Source organism: Paraburkholderia phenoliruptrix, assembly GCF_019511605.1.
GTDB classification, from domain to species: Bacteria; Pseudomonadota; Gammaproteobacteria; order Burkholderiales; family Burkholderiaceae; genus Paraburkholderia; species Paraburkholderia phenoliruptrix_A.
This window is the reverse complement of the sequence record NZ_JAEUAV010000035.1, coordinates 1-17051: the sequence shown is the minus strand read 5'-3', so window position 1 is coordinate 17051 and position 17051 is coordinate 1. Positions and strand designations below refer to the sequence as shown.

Here is a 17051-nt window from a genome sequence, read left to right as displayed (position 1 = left end):
GCAGAACATGATTATCGATTGTCACGGGCATTACACGACCTCGCCACCGCAGCACGAAGCATGGCGCACGCAGCAGATCGCCGCCCTGAGGGATGGGCACACGCCGCCACCGCGACCCGGCATCAGCGACGATGAAATTCGCGAAAGCATCGAAACCGGCCAGTTGCGCATTCAACGGGAACGCGGCACCGACCTCACGATTTTTTCGCCACGCGCGGCAGGCATGGGCCATCATCTGGCGACAGAGGAAGCCAACGCGCAATGGTCGCGCGAGTGCAATGACCTCGTGCACCGTGTCTGTGCGCTGTTTCCGCGCAACTTTGTCGGCGTATGTCAGTTGCCGCAAGCGCCAGGCGCACCGCCCGCCAACTGTATCGACGAATTGCGGCGCTGCGTGGAGGAGCTCGGCTTTATCGGCTGCAATCTGAATCCCGATCCGTCGGGTGGACATTGGTCGGGGCTGCCGCTTACGGACCGCTCGTGGTATCCGCTTTATGCAGCAATGGTGGAGCTCGAGGTGCCCGCGATGATCCACGTGTCTTCGTCGTGCAATCCCAACTTCCATGCAACCGGCGCGCATTACATTAACGGCGACACATCCGCTTTCATGCAGTTGCTCACCGGCGACCTGTTCGCGGACTTCCCCACGCTGCGTTTCATCATTCCTCACGGCGGCGGAGCGGTGCCGTATCACTGGGGACGTTATCGCGGCCTCGCACAGGACATGAAGCGGCCGCTGTTGCGGGACCATCTGCTCAACAACGTGTTCTTCGATACTTGCGTGTATCACCAGCCGGGCGCTGAACTGCTCGCCAAAGTGATTCCCGTCGAGAACATTCTGTTTGCTTCGGAAACGATAGGCGCCGTGCAAGGCATCGATCCCGAAACAGGCCACCATTACGACGACACGCGCCGCTACATCGACGCAATCGAATGGCTCAGCGACGCGGATCGGCAACGTATCTACGAAGACAACGCGCGTGCGGTTTATCCGCGACTATCGCGTCAACTCGATCGGCAACTCGCGGCGCAAGGAGCTATTGCATGAACCCAATCGGATGGCGCGAATATGAATCGGCGCCGCAAGCGCGGCCTGCAACACTCGACGCGTTGCGCGAACTCGCCGTGTCACTGCTCAGCGACAACATGGCGCGCGCAAGCGGCATGCTGGGCTTGCGGCCGTATCATCGGCCGAAGCCTCTCGCCGGCACGGCCGTGACGGTTCGCACGCGCGCGGGCGACAACCTTGCGATTCATCGCGCGTTCGACTTCTGCAGGCCCGGCGACGTACTGGTGATCGACGGCGCGGGGGACCTCACGCAAGCGCTAATGGGCGAAATCATGGCGAGCTTCGCCGAGAGCCTCGGCGTACAGGGGCTTGTCATCGACGGCGCAATTCGCGATGTCGGCACGCTGCGTCAGCGCGATTTTCCGGTGTACGCACGCGGCGTCACGCATCGTGGTCCCTACAAGAACGGACCTGGCGAAATCAACGTGCCGGTCACCGTAGGTGGCATGGTGGTGCATCCTGGCGATATCATTGTCGGCGATGAAGACGGCCTGCTCGCAATCGCGCCAGCCGATGTCGATACGGTCATTGAAGGCGCGCGCCGGCAACATGCAAAAGAGGTAGCGGCCTTGAAGTCGATTGCCGAAGGCAACTTCGACCGCTCGTGGGTTGCGCCTCAACGCGACAGGATGATGAAGCCCTGAATGTGAGCCACATGGCGCAATATCTGAACGCTACAACGCTTCTCGAACTCGCGCGCCTCGCCGAGGCGCGCGCAAGCGCCCCTTGCGTATGCACTAAAACACCGCTCGACGGCTGGCAATCGCAACCGCTTTCTCTGGACGAAACGCAGTTCGACGAGATCGGCACACTACGGCCGGAAGAGCATGCCGAGCCGACCTTTAGCGAATATCTGCCGGATAAGACGAGCTACTGGTCCCCCAACGCGCCTATTGCGCCGCGCTTCTTCCCCTACAACCGTTGCGCTGTTTGGGCATGCAGATTATGCGGACGCCTCTACCTGCACTACACGGAGGGCGGCGGATATTTCGTCGACAGAAGAATCCGCGCCGTCAAAGCCGAGCTTATCGAAGACGTACCCTTGCCGCCATAGCGCACTCTTCGCTTGCCAGTGGAATTACATGCGGCTCGCGAATCGGGGCAGGTGAGTGGTCAGCGCAGTGCACGGGGCCGTCGTCGCATAGCGCCCCGCCTTCGCGCAAGCGCTATGCGAACAGTGCATCAATGCTCGTCGTCGTGACCGGGCACGCAGACCTGGTCATCGTGACCACGCCCTTTACCCGCATTCGCACCGGCGAGTTTTTGCGCGACGTAGGCCGGCAGTTCGCTCGGGTCCCATGCAAACACGAAAAACTGATTGGGATTGGCAATACCAGCCGGATGATTCGTATCGGTCACCGTGCCGAGGAAGTCGTTGTCGTTTGCGATGAAGAGCGTGTGCTTCTTCACGCCGCCGACCACGACGTCCGGCCCGAACGCGAGACCTTCCAGCTTCGCGGGAATGTCGTTCGCGTTGTAACCATGCGCGCTCAATTGCGCGACCACGTCGAGAAACAGCGCTTTCTTTACCGCGTACGGTGCGAGGCCGGCTTGACCGCTCGTATTACTGACGTCTTGCGCGTTGTCCAGGTCGATATGAAAAACCCGCTTGAAAACAGCCGTCGAATTATCGCCAAGGCCTTTGCCGTCGCGTTCGTCGACCAGCAGTTCATGATCGTTCACGGCCACCACGTCGCTGATGGTGGGGTACTTTGGCTTCGCCGTGGTCCCGATGTTCGTGAGCGGATACGCGAACTGCGTGGTTTTTCCGGTGCGCGTGTCGATCCTGACAATGCGCGTGTATGCGCCGTCCGTGCCGCCGTCCTGAATCAATGGGCTTTGCATCGCGCCGAACAGCGTCTTGCCGTCCGGCGAAATTGCGAGACCTTCCATACCCTTGTTCGCAACGCGGCCGGCCGTGTTTTGCGCGATTTCATCGTTGCCGACAGGGCTTAACGTCGAAACCGCAAACATGTCCGGCAGCTTGTAAGTGTCGATGCGCCGGCCGGTGCGCCGCTCAAAGCGGTAAACATATGGGCCGTATTCGTCCGAGATATACACGCTTTCGCCGTCATTGCTCACGCGCACGCTTTCCGGATCGAAACGGCCGTCGCGATCATTGGTCGACAGGCGGGTCGGATCGAAGTTGTCCGAACGCCCTGTGAAGTAGTGAGTGTGATTGCGGCTGTTCAGCGCGGGGGCACCGTCGGGCACGCCGGCCGCTGCGCCGGATCCATAAACCAGTTTCTCCGACGTATGCAGCAAAGTGGTGGCGATAAGCTTCGGCGTCAGCGAATACGGCAGCGGCGCGCCAGCCGCGCTCGGCTGCAAGCGCAGGCGCAAGGTCTGGAAGCGGTTGATGTACGACGCCGTATCGTCGATGGCTGCGTTATACGACACTGCATTTGGGCCGCGATCGGGCACGGCGACGAACGTATGGCATCCCGCGTACGCTATGCCCGAACCGAGGCCGCCGAGCAGGTTGCCCGCTACGCCGTTCTCGAGCGGCGCTGCCGTTTCCTTCGAGAGGTCGCCGGTCAGGCCGCCAAGCTGACCAACCGCGATAAGATCGACCGCAGCTTGCGCGGCCGTCGCGAACATCAGCGACGAGGCAATCGCTGTCAGAGCAAACAGTCTTGAACGAGACACGATGTCTTCCTTGAATGGAATGCTTGTTTTAGACGTGTCTGGCGCCGGGCATTCCCAGATGCTTGCCGGCATGGATATTCGAAACCCGACATGAACGGCCGGCGCGCAGCCTGTTGGTGTTGGCCGAGGGTGGCCGCCAATCATATTGCGTGAGACATGTGACGCAACGGTGACGCACTATCTGCAGTGTCCGCTGAAGACCCGTGCAAAAGCGCCAGATTCTGCTCTGAAGCGCATGCTTCAACTAGCCAGGTTTCAAACTTGCAACGAATCGGTCCAACTCCACGCTCGAAAACGGCCCTAATTTAACGGCCCGATTCACTTCTGGCTCACCTGGGTCAAATCCCTAAGTCTGGGTTCGAAGCCATGCTCATGGCCGAAAAGCGCGACTTTTGACGGTGCCGGGCATGACGCGCCGATGATGCAGTTCTGAGTCAAGTCGGTCACATCTGCGCTCACTGTCTTTCATGAAAGCGCAGTGGAAGGACTGTAAGCCCGATGCCTTCGAGAACCCATGCAAGCTGGCCCACTCCTTGCCTTTATGTTTGCGCACAGCCGGCGACACGATCAACGACCAGATCGATGCCGACGGGGGTTCCGTTGCTACGCGCTCACCGGGTAGCAACCAGAACATTCCGGCTGCGAAAGAAGAGAACAAGGAGTAGTGGAAGATGCGATCTTTCATCCAGATTCTTACGGCGTTGTCGGGCGCAATTCGCATTGCGCGTCGCCGGACGGCGCGGCATTTCGCGGTCGTCGTCAAAGCGCCGCTCCCAACCCTCGCATATCGCCAGCCCGTTCTGCTGCCATGCAGGCAGCACGATCCTCAGCACATGAATCGTCGCGAGCCGATTGCGGCCCGTGCCCGGCCGCGCTCTCACGCAGCGTAGAGGCGCCATTTCGTGTAGCACCTTGTAGTCAAGCAGCACGCTGTACCGACCGTCGTCATCCGACGACATTAAATTAGCCATCCTAAGGGAGATAAACCATGAAATCGCTCATCAACAGCACCAAGGCATTCATTCGCGATGAAGACGGCGTGACCGCCATCGAGTACGGCCTGATTGCGACGCTCATCGCGCTCGTCATCATCACCGGCGTGACGGCTGTCGGCACCAACCTCGCCGCCAAGTTCCTGTTCATCTCCACGAAGCTCGCGTAACGCGGTGACGAGGCAGGCGGACGAGCGCGCAAACGCACGGTCCGCCACCGCCTCTCGTCTGTTACCGGGCCGCCAAAGCCGTCTTCAAGTTCAAAGGGGAGTCGATATGCAATCGCTCATTCAATCTATTGACGCATTCGTGCGCGACGAAGAAGGCGTCACCGCAATCGAGTACGGCCTGATCGCCACGCTCATTGCACTCGCCATTATCACTGGCGTAACCGCCATCGGCACGAACCTCGAAGCGAAGTTCATGTTGATTGCCGGTTATCTGACCTGATCCGCGCAAGGTGCCGATGGACTGGGTGCATTCGGCCCTTCGTCCATCGCACCGACCAATTTTTGCCCTGTGGCCTATTCACGAGAGCTCGCCATGCTGATTACCGCCAATGTTCTGCCGCCGATTGCACCTTGCGTCATCGCATTCTTGGTTGCTGCTGCAAGCACGGACATGCAGTGCCGGCGCATTCCGAACCTGCTGGTCGGCGCGGGTCTGATCAGCGCGCTGATCGTGCAGTGCTGGCTGAAGGGAATCGGCGCGGGCGCCATCGCATGGCTCGCAGGTGCTGGCACCGGCTTCGCGCTGTTTCTTCCGTTCTACCTCGTGCGCGGCATGGCCGCCGGCGACGTCAAGCTGCTCGCCATGGTCGGCGCATGGATCGGCCCGCTGCTCGTGTTCTACGCGGCCCTCGTGACGTGCGTGGTAGGCGGCGTATGGATGCTCGCGCTGATCGCGCGGCGTCATCAGTTGGGAAAAGTGTGGGCCAACCTGCGTGTCATCGCGCATCCCGCGTTACAGGGACCGGGCACGGCAAGGGATTCCATCGAATCAGTGGGCTCGGTGCCCTACGGCGTTGCCATTGCGGCAGGAACCATCACGGTGCTGCTGACGGCAACGGCATGACCGGCTCGTAACAGCAAGCCGGACGGCGATCCGGCAAGACAGATGCAAGCAGATGCAAATGGATGCACAGACGCAAGAGAAGCAAGAGACGCAAAAGACAGCAACATTCGCAGCGCACAAAGCGGCGCGCGACATCGGGGAGCAAGACATGAACGCGAACAATCCAGGACCGGACCACGCCACGCAGTCCAAGCAAGGCTCCGTAGCGGCAACGCAGAGCACCTGCGCGACGCTATTGCGTGCACCCCGCAGCATTGCGGACACCGGCCTGCCTGCGCTCTTCGTCGCGCATCTGTTACTGAAGTCCATTTTGCAGAATGGCAAATCGTCGCTGGGCGATCTGATGGCGAGGCACTGCCTGACGGCTGCAGTACTCGAGGAGACCATCGGCTTTCTCGTGCGCGAGCATCTCGTCGAGATCGCGCACCGCGGCGCTAGCGACGTAGACGTCCACCTGCGCCTCACCGAGGCGGGCCGCGAACTGGCCGCTCACGAAGCAAGCCGCTCCACCTATTGCGGCCCCGCGCCTGTCTCGCTGGAAGCGTACGTTAGCGTGGTCAACGCATATTCGGTGAAAGGCATTCATATTGCGCAGTCGGACGTGCGCGCGGCGTTTGCGAACTTCGTCGCGGATATGTCGTTGCTGGATTGCGCCGTAGCCGCGCTGAATGCGGGGCGCCCCGTCATGCTGTACGGCCCGGCAGGCAGCGGCAAGACGTACCTCGCCGAGCGCCTCGGCAGACTGTTGCGAGGCGCCGTGCCCATCCCGTATGCGCTGTATGTGGCCGGCGACGTGATTCAGATACACGACCCGTTGCTGCACAGGGACGCCGCCCCCGGCGCGCTCGCCGCCGTGACCGACCGCCGCTGGCGCGTGTGCGAACGCCCGGTCATCATGTCAGGCGGCGAGTTGACGCTCGCGCTGCTCGATCTTCAGTACAACGCAAACAGCGGCTTTTATCAGGCGCCGCCGCATATGAAGGCCAACATGGGCCTCTATGTCGTGGACGATCTGGGTCGTCAGCGCGTCGCGCCGAACGAACTGTTGAACCGCTGGATCACCCCGCTGGATCGCGGCGTCGACCAGTTCGCACTGCAGTCCGGCGCGCGCTTCGTAAGCCCGTTCGATGTATGGCCGGTGTTCTCCACCAACCTGACGCCCGCCGAACTGAACGACAACGCGTTCTTGCGCAGGCTCGGCTCGAAGATCCACGTCGGCGCACTGTGCGCCGACGACTACCGGCGCGTTTTCGACACACAGTGCGAGGCGCTCGGCATCGAAATCGAAGAAGGCGCGTTCGAGTATCTGCTGAACCAGTTGCATCAACGCAGCCGCACACCGTTTCTCGCCTGCTACCCCGCGGATCTGCTCGGCGTGCTGCGCTCGTTCGCGCTTTATCACGGCGACGCACCCACCGTTACCGAATACCGGCTGACACATGCATGGCATTGCTACTTCGGCGGCGCGCCCGAGCATGAAGAAACCTATCCATCCCAGAGCGGGCAATCCGACAAACGGTATGCCGGCGCTTGATCCGCAGTTGCCCTAGCAACTCACGAAAGGAGTCCCACCATGAAAACCAGTCGCGCAATTGTGATGTTAGGAATGGCTCTGCTAGCGGGTCTTGCCGCTGTCGCCTTTGCCTCGCGATGGCTATTGCAGACATCGTCGTCGGCCGTCACGCCGGTCGCGGTGGTTACCGCCGAAGTGAGCCTAGGCCAGCCGCTCAATGCGAACATGATCCGCACGGTGAACTGGCCGACCGCCAGCGTGCCGCCCGGCGCGTTCAAGGACCCGAAAGCGCTGGACGGGCGCGTGGTGCGCACGAGCCTCGAGCCCGGTGAGCCGGTGATCGAGTCGAAGCTCGCGCCGCAAGGCACGAAGGGCGGTCTGTCGGCGGTAATCGGCGAAGGCAAGCGCGCCATCACGGTACGTGTGAACGATGTGGTTGGCGTGGCGGGCTTTGCGCTGCCCGGCAATTACGTCGACGTTATCGTCAACACTCAGGAACCCGAAGCGAAAACAGCCGACCCGCAACACAGCATCTCCAAGATCGTGCTCGAAAAGATACTGGTGCTCGCGGTCGCGCAGCAGGTAAGCCGCGACGACACGCAGCCGAAAGTGGTCAACGCGGTCACGCTGGAAGTCACGCCGGACCAGGCGGAGAAGCTCGACCTCGCGCGCAGCGTGGGCAGCCTCTCGCTTGTGCTGCGCAATCAGATCGACGACCGTCCTTTGCCGACCGGCGGCGCCACCAAGATCACGCTGCTCGGCAAACCGGCCGCACCGGTGCCTGCCACCGTTGTCGCGGCAGCGCCTGCACGGGTGAAATACGTCGCGCGCCCGGCAACGAAGCGTGACTGTGTCGGCGTGCTGTCGGGAACACAGGGCAGTCAGGAATGCTTTTAATCACACACGCAATCACGCGACACCGCGGCGTCTGACGCACGACGGCTTGCTCGCAGCGGGCTACGGGGAGATAACGAAATGAAATCGAGTCAACAGAAGTTCGGCAAGGACAGCGCCCTACGCGCCGCGCTGCTGACCACGGCGGCATGTATGGCGCTGCTCGCGGCACGCGGCTTGTATGCGCAGGAAGCGCCCGAGAACACGAGAGCCGCCGCGATGCCCCTGCCGCACGGCCCCGTGCAGATGACCATCAGCATGAATGCCGCACCGCCACAGCCCGCGAGCGCCATGCAAAGCGCCGCCGCACGCGGCCCCGCGTGCACGCGCACGCAGAGCGACCAGCGCACGGTGGTGGTCCCCGTTGGCAAGTCCACGCTGATGCCGACTGCGGAACCGGTGCGCAACCGCACGCTAGGCAACCCGCTCGTCGCCCAGGCAACAATGGTTTCGCCGCAAACGCTGTATGTAGTCGGCATGGCGGTGGGCACCACCAACATGATCGTGCAGGGCAAGAGCGGCGCCTGCGAAGTGATCAACGTGGTGGTGAATGCGGACTCCGGCGGACTGCAAACTTCGCTGTCCCAATTGATGCCCGACGAGCCTAACATTCGCGTCTCCACGGTGGCTGGCGACCTCGTGCTCGCGGGCCGGGTGTCGAGCGCGCAGGCCGCGGCCCAGGCGCAGGAAATCGCCAAGGCGTATGCGCGCAGCACGCTGCCGGGCGCGAATGGCGGCGCGAGCGGCAACGGCACTGCGGCCGGCAAGACGGCCACCGTGCTCAACATGATGAGCGTCGACTCGCCGCAACAGGTGATGCTGGAAGTGAAGGTAGCGGAGGTCTCGAAGACGGTGCTCAACCAGTTGGGCGCGGCGATGAACATTCAGGGCGGCTTCGGCTCGTGGAGCGGCGCGCTGATCAGCAGTCTGCTCGCTGGCGTGTCGAGCATCGTCGACGTGAACAAGGCGAACAACCGGCCGTTCAATGTCGCGATAGACGGCCAGCATGGCGACAACCTCGTGAAGATTCTCGCCGAGCCGAACCTCGTCACGCTGAGCGGGCAGGAAGCCACCTTCCTCGCAGGCGGCAAAGTCTTCATTCCGATTCCGCAGAGCAACCTGAACGGTGTGTCGACCATCATCCTGCAGGAAGAGGAATTCGGCGTGGGCCTGAAGTTCACGCCGACCGTGCTCGCAGGCGGCCGCATCAACCTGAAGGTGGCACCGGAAGTGTCGGAGCTGTCGTCCACGGGCGTCACGGTTGGCGCAACCAACACCAACAACCTCACCGTACTGCCGCTGATCACCACGCGCCGCGCCTCCACCACCGTGCAGATGAACGACGGCGAGACCTTCGCGATTGGCGGGCTCATCAAGAACAACGCGGCGGGCACGTTGAAGGCGATACCCGGCGTTGGCGAAGTGCCGGTGCTCGGCGCGCTCTTCAGAAGCACGTCGTATCAGCAGGACCGCACGGAACTGGTGTTCATCATCACGCCGCACCTCGTGAAGCCGCTGCAGACTGCCGCCAATCTGCCGCTGCCAACGGACCGGCTGAAAACGCCGAACGAAGCCGACGTCTACCTGATGGGCAACATGGAAGGCCGCGATCCGGCCGGCAGCACGAAGCCCGCACCGTCGATGCCGGCTCCCGCACCTGCACCGGCCATGGCTCCCGCACCGTCGCAACCGCAAGCGCCGGCCATGCCGCCCGCGACCGAACCGCCCGTTTCCGCGATGGTGCCGACGCCCGCCGCGAGCGCCGCGCCGCTGCCCGAGCCGCAAGCCGTCACGCCTGCGCCAAACGGCAAGTCCGCCGACGACTTTGCAGCGCACGCCGCGCAAGTGGAAGCAAGGGCTGCGCAGATCGCCGCACGCGAGGCGCAGCCCGCAGACAAACCGCGCTCGCCGTCCGCTCGCGCTCACAACTAATGCGTCCTCCGGAGAACATCATGACCAATCGCATCGTTTCCTTCTCGCGCTGGGCTGCGTTACTCGTGCCGGCGTGTCTCGCGCTCAACGGCTGCATGTCGACCACGCCCGACTTCGACCGCCACTTCGGCGAATCCGTGAGGAGCTTCACCGCCGCGCAGATCATCGATCCGGACGCGGCAACGAAAAACCCGTACACGCCCGGCGTAGACGGCAAGGCCGCCGTCGGCGCGATGGCGAACTACAACGCGTCGTTCAAGGCGCCGCCGAGAACCGCAAATGCGTTCGTGATCGGCATTGGCGCGCGCGGCGCCGCCGGCGAAGGCGCGGCGATGCCCGCGCCCGCAAACGGCGACTAGGCGAGCCCGGCCCGCAGGCGGCGAGAGCCGCCGCGCGGCCCACCAGCCAACGAATCCGCGGATGACAACATCATGATCAATATCCTCATCAACTCCGAGCACACGGGGCGAATGGCCGAGATTGTGCGTCTCGTGACGGACTGCGGCAATTGCACGCCGACCCGCATGCAGGGCGCGCCTTCAGCGTTGCTCGAACGCGGCGACAGTCTGGATGCGTTCGATGTGCTGATCATCGACGCAGCTTCGCCGGAGCGCGCCGAACTCGACTCGGTCAACGTGCTGGTGCACCGCTACCCGCGCCTGACGTGCCTGTTGCTGTTGCCGCAGACATCGCCGGATACGTTGATCGCCGCGATGCGCGCCGGCATTCGCGACGTGCTGAACTGGCCGCTCGACGCACGCGCGCTCGGCGACGCCGTGCAGCGGGCAATGGCTCCGCACGCTGCCGACGCGCGCCACGAAACGCATATGGTGTCGTTCATTTCATGCAAAGGCGGCGCCGGCACGAGCCTGATCGCCGCCAACGTCGGCCACGCAATCGCGACGCTGCACGGCAAGCGCGTGCTGCTCGTCGATCTTAACCAGATGTTCGCGGACGCCGCGTTTCTCGTCAGCGACCAGGAACCGCCCTCCACCTTGCCGCAAATGTGCGCGCAGATCGAGCGCATGGACGCCGCCTTTCTCGACGCATCGGTCACGCACGTGACGCCGGGCTTTCATGTGCTCGCGGGCGCGGGCGATCCAATCAAGGCACTCGACATTCGCGAAGAGCAACTGGAATGGATTCTCGGCGTTGCGGCGCCGCGTTACGACGTCGTGCTGTTCGACCTGGGTCAGAGCATCAATGCGCTGTCGATCGTAGCGCTCGACCGCAGCGCGGAAATCCACATGGTGCTGCAGGCCAGCATGCCGTATGTACGAGCCGCGCGCCGTCTGCAGGAAATGCTCGTGTCGCTCGCATATTCGCCCGAGCGTCTGCGCCTTTTGCTGAACCGGCACCGCCGCCATGACGAACGGGCGGCTAGCGCGCTCGAACAGGTGCTCGGCAAGCGCCCTTCGCACGTGATCGCCGACGACCCGCAAGCCGCAAGCGAGGCCGTCAACCTCGGCGAACCCCTGCTCAAGGTCGCGCGCAGCAGCGCGCTCGCGCGCGGCGTGCGGGCGCTTGCGCAGAGCATCGTCAATCAGTCGGCGGGCGTGGTTGCGCAGAAAAAGCGCGAGGAACCGCTGCTCAGCCGGCTCTTCAGCCGCTCCGCGACACAGCGGCAATCGACGGCGTCATAACGTCAGCCAGGAGAATCTCATGTCACTTCGCGAACAGATGTCGTCACAGGCAGTGCATGCGCTGCCGGAACGCCAGCCAGGCGCACGCGCGCCGCTTGCTCTCGCGCGCGCCGCCTACCAGACGCTCAAGCGCAAGGTTCACGAGGCCGTGCTCGACCGCGTCGAACTCGAACGGCTCGCGCGCTTGCCGGCCGAACAGGTTCGCCAGGAAATCGGCGGATTGATCGCGCGTATCCTCGAAGAAGACAAGGCGCCCGTCAACGATCTGGAGCGCAGGCAACTGACCACCGACATTCACGACGAGATGTTCGGCTTCGGCCCGCTCGAAGCGCTGCTGCGCGACCCGACCGTATCGGACATTCTGGTCAACACGCACCGCACCACTTATGTGGAACGCCGCGGCCGTCTGGAACTGACGGACGTCACGTTCTACGACGACGCGCACCTGATGAAGGTGATCGAGAAGATCGTTTCGCGAGTCGGGCGGCGTATCGACGAATCCAGTCCGATGGTCGATGCGCGTCTGCCCGACGGCTCGCGCGTCAACGCGATCATCCCGCCTTCAGCCGTGGATGGACCCTTGATGTCGATCCGCCGTTTCGCGGTGAATCCGCTGCAGATGAGCGACCTGATCGCGTCGCAAAGCCTCACGCCGCCAATGGCCGAACTGCTCGACGCGCTCACGCGCGCGAAGGTCAACGTGCTCGTGTCGGGCGGCACCGGCAGCGGCAAGACAACGCTGCTCAACATTCTGTCGGGTTTCATCCCCGAGGGCGAGCGCGTGGTGACCATTGAAGACGCAGCCGAACTGCAACTGCGCCAGCACCACGTGCTGCGTCTGGAGACGCGGCCGCCGAATGTCGAAGGACGCGGCGAAGTCACGCAACGCACACTGGTACGCAATGCGCTGCGGATGCGGCCGGACCGCATCATCCTCGGAGAAGTGCGCGGCGCCGAAGCGCTCGACATGCTCAACGCAATGAACACCGGCCACGAAGGCTCGCTCGCGACGATCCACGCCAACACGCCGCGCGATGCGCTCACGCGCCTCGAAAACATGATCAGTCTCGCCGGTCTCGCACTGCCGCCGAAGAACCTGCGCCAGCAGATTTCGTCCGCGATCTCGGTGGTGGTGCAGGTTGCGCGTCTGACCGACGGACGCCGCAAGGTGGTCAGCATTCAGGAATTGACCGGCATGGAAGGCGAGATGGTGAACATGCAGGAGATCTTCACGTTCAGACGGACCGGCGTCGATCAGACCGGCGCGGTACGCGGCCACTTCTGCGCGACCGGCGTGAGACCGAGATTCACCGAGCGGCTGCAGGCCTTCGGCATTGCGCTGCCCGACAATCTCTACGATCCGGCCAGGCATTTCGACACGGCATGATGCCGGCGCCGGCGGCATGCGGCTCATCTTTGTGAGGCTTTCATGAATCCGATTTTCTACGCGTTCGCTTTCCTGCTGTTCATCGCCGTGGTCCTCGGGATCGAGGGGCTGTATCAATGGTGGAACAGTCATCACGGGCCCGCCGCGCGCCGCCTCGACCAACGCATCCGCGCGCTGTCGGCAGGCGCGCAGGTGAACGGCGAGCGCCTCTCCATTCTCAAGGAGCGCATGCTGAGCAGTTCCGCGCCGGTCCATGCGCTGATGATGCGTGTGCCGCGCATTCATCTGCTGGACCGGATCATCGTGCAATCCGGCTTGAACCTCACGGTTGGACGGCTTGCAACGCATAGCGTGGTGGCCGGCGTGGCCGTGCTGCTTGCGGCGAGCTTCTCGCCGGTGCCCTTGCCCATGCTCGTGACGGTGCTTGCCGCAGCCGGGGCTTTCGCCTTTCCGACGCTGCGCATGCTGCGCGCTCGCAGCAAACGCCTGCGCGTGCTGGAGCGCCAGTTGCCCGAAGCGGCGGACATGATCAGCCGCGCGTTGCGAGCCGGTCATTCGTTTTCGAGCGCAATCGGCATGCTCGGCAACGAGTTCGCGGAGCCGACGGGCGGCGAGTTCCGCATTGTCTTCGACGAGATCAATTACGGCGTCACGCTCAACGAAGCGCTGCTCAACCTGGCGACGCGCGTGCCCGTATCCGATCTGCGCTACTTCGTGATCGCGGTGCTGATACAGCGCGAAACCGGCGGCAATCTCGCCGAAATTCTCGACGGCATCGCCTCGCTGGTGCGCGAACGGCTGCGTCTGTTCGATCAGGTCCGCGTACTTTCCGCCGAAGGACGCCTGTCGGCGTGGATCATCGGCCTGTTGCCGTTCGCGGCGACGGGCGCGATGAATCTATTGAATCCGAGCTTTCTCTCTGTGCTCTGGGAAGACCCCGCCGGCCTCAAGCTGATCGAGGCGGTGCTGGTTTCCATGGCGTTCGGCGTGTTGTGGATGCGGCGCATCGTGCGGATTCGCGTCTGACGCCATCGCGTGAACACAACACACACTGGAGAATCATGATGCAAACGCTCGACTCACAAAACGTGCTGCTGCTCGGCGGCGTGTTCATGGTGGTATTCGCGGCCGTCGTCGCCATCATGTGGTGGATGACGCCCAAGGACATGCAGCGCCGCATCGAACAGGCTGGCGGCGTCTCGCTCGCACCGCAGGTAGTGTCTTCAGGCTCTTCGGGATGGGCCGAGAAAATCGCCGACATCTCTCGGCCCATCTCGCAGTTGTCCATTCCCAAAGAAGGCTGGGAGGATTCGCCGCTTCGGCTGCGTCTGATGAACGCAGGCTGGCGTTCGGCGACCGCGGCCGCGCTTTATTTCGCGGCCAAGACCGTGCTTGCATTGCTGCTGCCTGCGTTGGGTCTTGTCGCGTTGCTACAGATGCCGTTCATCAACGGACAGTTCGCGGTCAGCGCACTGATTCTTGCGATGCTCGCCGCCATTGGTTACTACCTGCCCAACGCGGTGCTGGCGCGCTGCCGTGCGCGGCGCCAGCGCGCGATTGTCGAAGGCTTTCCGGATGCGCTCGATCTGCTGACAGTGTGCGTGGAAGCCGGTCTCGGCATGGATGCAGCGCTGATGCGAGTGGCCGGCGAAATCGAGCTAGCGAGCCCCGAGGTCGCGAGCGAATTGCAACTGATGCTGCTCGAACTGCGCTCGGGCTTCACCAAGGAGAAGGCGCTGCGCAACTTTGCATTGCGCACCGGCGTGGAGGACATCGACACGTTCGCGTCGATGCTGGTCCAGGCGGACCGCTTCGGCACGAGTATCGGCGCTTCGCTGCGCGTGATGTCGGACACGCTGCGCACGCGCCGCAGAATGCGCGCGGAAGAACGCGCCGCGAAGATCGCGCTAAAGCTGCTGTTTCCGCTGATCTTCTGCATTTTCCCTGCACTCATGACGGTGCTGATGGGGCCCGCGTTCATTCACATTTACCGCGTGCTGCTGCCCACGCTCGGCACCTGAGGGCATCAACAGGCAACAGCGCCATGCAGCGCAAAGAAAACGGCAGCGCGCACAGGGGACAACAAATGAACCATAAAACAAGGGACTTTCCTGCACGCGCAGGAGCGCAGTCGGCGGCTTGCGCTGACTTGCCGCCTCGTCAAACGCACAGCGTGGCAGGCGACGTGAGGCGCCGGCAGCAGCGGCTCACGGCGGCGCGTGCAGAGCGTGCAGACGCTACAGCGCCTACAGAGCCTACAGCGCGCGCATTGGCCGCTTCGCGCCGACGCGGGCCGCGTCGCGAGGCTGGAGTCGCCGTGGTCGAGTTCGGTCTCATTCTGCCTTTGCTGTTGCTGCTCGTGTTCGGCATGGTCGAGTTCAGCATTGCGCTCTACGACAAGGCCGTTATCACCAACGCGAGCCGGGAAGCAGCTCGCGCCGGCGTCATGTACAAGGTGCCGCCGCTCACGCCCGCGCAAATCACCACCGTCGCGCAGAACTATGCGTCCACGTACCTGATTACCTTCGGGACGTCGACGCCGGTGAGCGTGGCGGTGGATCAATCGTCCGGCACGACGACAGGCCAGCCGCTCAAGGTGACGCTCACGTACTCGTATAGCGGCGTCGGGCTCGGCTCGATCGTCACTCAGCTAGTGGGCTCGGTGCCGATTACCGCCGTGACCACGATGAACTACGAATAGCGGGCGGCGAACAGGTCTCGACAATCGCTTGGCGGCTAATGGCTGAAGCCTGGCCACACGCAGCCATCAGCAGCCATAAGCAGCCCCAAGCAGCCCCAAGCGGCGCAATCCATACGCGATGGAGGTCCAACATGCAAACCAGAAAAGTCCATGAACCGGCGCTCAGGCGCCAACGCGGCGCGGTCGCCGTGATGACGGCGTTGTGCCTGACGGTGCTGATCGGTACCACGGCACTTGCGGTCGACCTGGGCCGCGCGTGGGTGGTGCGCAATGAACTGCAAAACGCCGCCGACGCCGCCGCGCTCGCCGGCGCAGGTTCCCTCGGGCCGAACTACGCGAGCCCGAACTGGACCCAGGCGCGAACCAAGGCGCAATCCGCGATCACGCTGAACAGGACCGAGGGCACTTCGCTTTTGACGGCCCAAGTCCAGACCGGCTACTGGAACGTGACCGGCACACCGGCCGGCATGCAGGCGCTGCCGGTCCCTTCGCCGGGCGCTTACGACAAACCCGCGGTGCAGGTCACGGTGAGCCGCGCCGCCGGGCAGAACGGCGGACCGCTGTCGCTCGTGCTTGCGCCGGTTCTCGGCATCAGCACGATGCCAATCAGCGCGACCGCCGTCGCGGTCATTTCGGCGCCCGGTTATGCGGGACCAGGTGCGTTGTTTCCCACCGCTATTTCGCTGTGCCTGTACACCGCGTACTGGAACGCTTCCACCGGGCAGCCGGTGAACGATCCGGCAACCGGTCTGCCGCAGGTGTTCAAAATCGGCTCGACCTATCAATACCCCGGGTGCGCGGCGGGCGTGGGCTCCGGGCAGTGGACATCGTTTCAGTACAACGTGCAGGACGTCACCTCAATTCGCAACCTGATCGCCAACGGCAATCCTCTGCCGATGAACATCGGCGACAAGACCTGGATTCAATCCGGTGTGAAGAATACGATTTACAACTCAGTGCCCTCGCCTGCTGACGTGCTGCTGCCCGTCGTCAATTCGCTCGATACGGGCAGTCCCGTACCGGTTGTGGCGTTCGCGCCGTTTCATATCGACGGCGCGGTGAACGGCAGCAACCCCTATATCTACGGGCATTTCATCGCGGGCTACAAGGCGCCGTCGGCGACAGGCGGCTCAGGCCCGGCGGCCTATTACGGCGCCGTCACCGCCCCCAGCCTCGCGTACTGACGCGCTAATCCAC

At 63.3% G+C, this 17051-nt stretch carries 17 protein-coding genes; 16 read left to right on the top strand and 1 reads right to left on the bottom strand.

From position 1 onward, the window contains the following. Nucleotides 1-7 precede the first annotated feature (7 nt). The 3 genes from JNB89_RS28715 to JNB89_RS28705 are packed head-to-tail and all read left to right on the top strand — an operon-like array spanning nt 8 to nt 2123. On the top strand, nt 8-1048 hold the full coding sequence (locus tag JNB89_RS28715; RefSeq protein WP_220364434.1) for an amidohydrolase family protein: 1041 nt from the start codon (nt 8-10) through the stop codon (nt 1046-1048). Further along, complete coding sequence (locus JNB89_RS28710) at nt 1045-1713, top strand: RraA family protein (RefSeq protein WP_220364433.1); 669 nt, start codon at nt 1045-1047, stop codon at nt 1711-1713. The genes JNB89_RS28715 and JNB89_RS28710 overlap by 4 nt, the downstream gene beginning before the upstream one ends. 11 nt (nt 1714-1724) lie before the next feature. Next, on the top strand, nt 1725-2123 hold the full coding sequence (locus JNB89_RS28705) for a hypothetical protein (RefSeq protein ID WP_220364432.1): 399 nt from the start codon (nt 1725-1727) through the stop codon (nt 2121-2123). 128 nt (nt 2124-2251) lie between these two features. Here JNB89_RS28705 and JNB89_RS28700 read toward each other — a convergent pair whose 3' ends face one another. Further along, nucleotides 2252-3718, bottom strand: a complete 1467-nt coding sequence (locus JNB89_RS28700; RefSeq protein ID WP_220364431.1) for an esterase-like activity of phytase family protein — start codon at nt 3716-3718, stop codon at nt 2252-2254. Between the two features lie 988 nt (nt 3719-4706). Between JNB89_RS28700 and JNB89_RS28695 the strand changes: the two genes are divergently transcribed. The 13 genes from JNB89_RS28695 to JNB89_RS28635 all read left to right on the top strand — a co-directional run bounded on the left by JNB89_RS28695 (nt 4707) and on the right by JNB89_RS28635 (nt 17038). After that, the gene (locus JNB89_RS28695; RefSeq protein WP_013341826.1) at nt 4707-4880 is read left to right on the top strand and encodes a Flp family type IVb pilin; all 174 of its coding nucleotides are present in this window, start codon (nt 4707-4709) and stop codon (nt 4878-4880) included. 106 nt (nt 4881-4986) lie between these two features. Next, nucleotides 4987-5160: a Flp family type IVb pilin gene (locus tag JNB89_RS28690; protein WP_013341827.1), complete on the top strand. Its 174-nt coding sequence runs from the start codon at nt 4987-4989 to the stop codon at nt 5158-5160. A gap of 93 nt (nt 5161-5253) precedes the next feature. Further along, on the top strand, nt 5254-5784 hold the full coding sequence (locus JNB89_RS28685; RefSeq protein WP_220364430.1) for an A24 family peptidase: 531 nt from the start codon (nt 5254-5256) through the stop codon (nt 5782-5784). A gap of 148 nt (nt 5785-5932) precedes the next feature. Then, nucleotides 5933-7318: an ATP-binding protein gene (locus tag JNB89_RS28680; protein WP_220364429.1), complete on the top strand. Its 1386-nt coding sequence runs from the start codon at nt 5933-5935 to the stop codon at nt 7316-7318. A gap of 39 nt (nt 7319-7357) precedes the next feature. Beyond that, nucleotides 7358-8194: a Flp pilus assembly protein CpaB gene (cpaB, locus tag JNB89_RS28675; protein WP_220364428.1), complete on the top strand. Its 837-nt coding sequence runs from the start codon at nt 7358-7360 to the stop codon at nt 8192-8194. 78 nt (nt 8195-8272) lie between these two features. Further along, a complete protein-coding gene (locus tag JNB89_RS28670) occupies nt 8273-10123 on the top strand; it encodes a type II and III secretion system protein family protein (RefSeq protein WP_220364427.1) in 1851 nt (616 codons plus the stop codon). A gap of 20 nt (nt 10124-10143) precedes the next feature. Beyond that, nucleotides 10144-10482, top strand: coding sequence for a hypothetical protein (locus JNB89_RS28665; protein WP_013341832.1), 339 nt, complete (start codon nt 10144-10146; stop codon nt 10480-10482). A 72-nt stretch (nt 10483-10554) separates the two neighbouring features. Beyond that, on the top strand, nt 10555-11766 hold the full coding sequence (locus JNB89_RS28660) for an AAA family ATPase (protein ID WP_220364426.1): 1212 nt from the start codon (nt 10555-10557) through the stop codon (nt 11764-11766). Between the two features lie 19 nt (nt 11767-11785). Continuing rightward, nucleotides 11786-13153: a CpaF family protein gene (locus JNB89_RS28655; protein ID WP_013341834.1), complete on the top strand. Its 1368-nt coding sequence runs from the start codon at nt 11786-11788 to the stop codon at nt 13151-13153. A gap of 42 nt (nt 13154-13195) precedes the next feature. Next, the gene (locus JNB89_RS28650) at nt 13196-14179 is read left to right on the top strand and encodes a type II secretion system F family protein (protein WP_220364425.1); all 984 of its coding nucleotides are present in this window, start codon (nt 13196-13198) and stop codon (nt 14177-14179) included. Between the two features lie 38 nt (nt 14180-14217). Continuing rightward, complete coding sequence (locus tag JNB89_RS28645) at nt 14218-15174, top strand: type II secretion system F family protein (RefSeq protein ID WP_220364460.1); 957 nt, start codon at nt 14218-14220, stop codon at nt 15172-15174. A gap of 296 nt (nt 15175-15470) precedes the next feature. Beyond that, the gene (locus tag JNB89_RS28640) at nt 15471-15854 is read left to right on the top strand and encodes a TadE/TadG family type IV pilus assembly protein (protein ID WP_346655767.1); all 384 of its coding nucleotides are present in this window, start codon (nt 15471-15473) and stop codon (nt 15852-15854) included. 131 nt (nt 15855-15985) lie between these two features. Continuing rightward, nucleotides 15986-17038: a TadG family pilus assembly protein gene (locus JNB89_RS28635; RefSeq protein ID WP_220364424.1), complete on the top strand. Its 1053-nt coding sequence runs from the start codon at nt 15986-15988 to the stop codon at nt 17036-17038. Nucleotides 17039-17051 lie beyond the last annotated feature (13 nt).

What these genes read in the sequence shown, in the direction of transcription:
- JNB89_RS28680 (WP_220364429.1), top strand. Translation starts at nt 5,933, where the DNA reads ATGAACGCGAACAATCCAGGACCGGACCACGCCACGCAGTCCAAGCAA.
- JNB89_RS28645 (WP_220364460.1), top strand. Translation starts at nt 14,218, where the DNA reads ATGCAAACGCTCGACTCACAAAACGTGCTGCTGCTCGGCGGCGTGTTC.
- JNB89_RS28660 (WP_220364426.1), top strand. Translation starts at nt 10,555, where the DNA reads ATGATCAATATCCTCATCAACTCCGAGCACACGGGGCGAATGGCCGAG.
- JNB89_RS28650 (WP_220364425.1), top strand. Translation starts at nt 13,196, where the DNA reads ATGAATCCGATTTTCTACGCGTTCGCTTTCCTGCTGTTCATCGCCGTG.
- cpaB (WP_220364428.1), top strand. Translation starts at nt 7,358, where the DNA reads ATGAAAACCAGTCGCGCAATTGTGATGTTAGGAATGGCTCTGCTAGCG.
- JNB89_RS28705 (WP_220364432.1), top strand. Translation starts at nt 1,725, where the DNA reads ATGGCGCAATATCTGAACGCTACAACGCTTCTCGAACTCGCGCGCCTC.
- JNB89_RS28710 (WP_220364433.1), top strand. Translation starts at nt 1,045, where the DNA reads ATGAACCCAATCGGATGGCGCGAATATGAATCGGCGCCGCAAGCGCGG.
- JNB89_RS28665 (WP_013341832.1), top strand. Translation starts at nt 10,144, where the DNA reads ATGACCAATCGCATCGTTTCCTTCTCGCGCTGGGCTGCGTTACTCGTG.
- JNB89_RS28715 (WP_220364434.1), top strand. Translation starts at nt 8, where the DNA reads ATGATTATCGATTGTCACGGGCATTACACGACCTCGCCACCGCAGCAC.
- JNB89_RS28695 (WP_013341826.1), top strand. Translation starts at nt 4,707, where the DNA reads ATGAAATCGCTCATCAACAGCACCAAGGCATTCATTCGCGATGAAGAC.
- JNB89_RS28635 (WP_220364424.1), top strand. Translation starts at nt 15,986, where the DNA reads ATGCAAACCAGAAAAGTCCATGAACCGGCGCTCAGGCGCCAACGCGGC.
- JNB89_RS28690 (WP_013341827.1), top strand. Translation starts at nt 4,987, where the DNA reads ATGCAATCGCTCATTCAATCTATTGACGCATTCGTGCGCGACGAAGAA.
- JNB89_RS28685 (WP_220364430.1), top strand. Translation starts at nt 5,254, where the DNA reads ATGCTGATTACCGCCAATGTTCTGCCGCCGATTGCACCTTGCGTCATC.
- JNB89_RS28655 (WP_013341834.1), top strand. Translation starts at nt 11,786, where the DNA reads ATGTCACTTCGCGAACAGATGTCGTCACAGGCAGTGCATGCGCTGCCG.
- JNB89_RS28670 (WP_220364427.1), top strand. Translation starts at nt 8,273, where the DNA reads ATGAAATCGAGTCAACAGAAGTTCGGCAAGGACAGCGCCCTACGCGCC.